At 72.4% G+C, this 972-nt stretch carries 1 protein-coding gene and 1 pseudogene; both read left to right on the forward strand.

Annotated elements, in window-relative coordinates:
* A partial coding sequence (locus tag L995_RS30975; RefSeq protein ID WP_047475341.1) for a biotin--[acetyl-CoA-carboxylase] ligase occupies positions 1-725 on the forward strand: 725 nt, incomplete at its 5' end.
* Positions 726-759: 34 nt separating this feature from the next.
* A pseudogene (locus L995_RS30980) lies at positions 760-972 on the forward strand (SPOR domain-containing protein); the annotation flags it as partial.

Below are 972 nucleotides of genomic sequence, written 5' to 3' on the forward strand. Positions count from 1 at the left end.
CCAACACCGAACTGATGGCACGCGCCCGCGATGGCCGCAACGAACCCGTGCTGCTGGTGACCGAAGTGCAGACCGCCGGCCGGGGCCGGCTGGGCCGCCAGTGGACCAGCGGCGTGGGCGATTCGCTGACCTTCTCGCTGGGCATGCCGCTGGCGCCTGCCGACTGGTCCGGCCTGTCGCTGGCCGTGGGCCTGAGCGTGGCGCAAAGCCTGCAGCCGCAATTGCCCGCCCCGGGCTCGCAGCGCCCGCGCATCGGCCTCAAATGGCCCAACGACCTGTGGATCGACGGCGACCGCAAGCTCGGCGGCATCCTGATCGAGACCGCCAGCTTTGTCGGCAGCGCCGCGCATGAGCCCGGCACGCCGCGCTACGTGGTCGTGGGCATCGGCCTGAATGTGCGCCCCCGCCCCGGCGACGGCATGCGCACGCCGCCGGCCAGCCTGCTGGAGCTGGACGAGCGCCTGGACGCGCCCACCGCCCTGGCCTGCGTGCTGCCGGGACTGGTGTCCGACATCCAGGCCTTTGCCGCCCAGGGCTTTGCGCCGCTGGTGGACCGCTTTGCCCAGCGCGACCTGCTGCGCGGGCGCGCCGTCAATCTCAGCGACGGCGAAAGCGGCATGGCCGAAGGCGTGGGCCGCGATGGCGCGCTGCTGGTGCGCACGGCGCGCGGCCTGCAGGCCATCACCAGCTCGGAAATCAGCGTGCGGCCGGCTGCTGTAGGCTAGAGCGATTGATGCACTAGGCCCGCCGAGAAACGACATGCTGCGAATTGCCTTTCTGCTGCTGGTGCTGGCCAATGCCGGCTACTACCTCTGGAGCCACGGCCAGCTCCAGGCCCTGGGCCTGGCCCCCCCGTCCACGACCGAGCCCGAGCGCCTGGCCCAGCAGGTGCGCCCCGAGGCGCTGAGCCTGCTGAGCGTGGACAACGCATCCACCACGCCCTCGCCGGCCGCCGCCCCGTCCACGACGCGG

The organism is Delftia sp. ZNC0008, from assembly GCF_000799035.1.
Lineage (GTDB): Bacteria > Pseudomonadota > Gammaproteobacteria > Burkholderiales > Burkholderiaceae_C > Comamonas > Comamonas tsuruhatensis.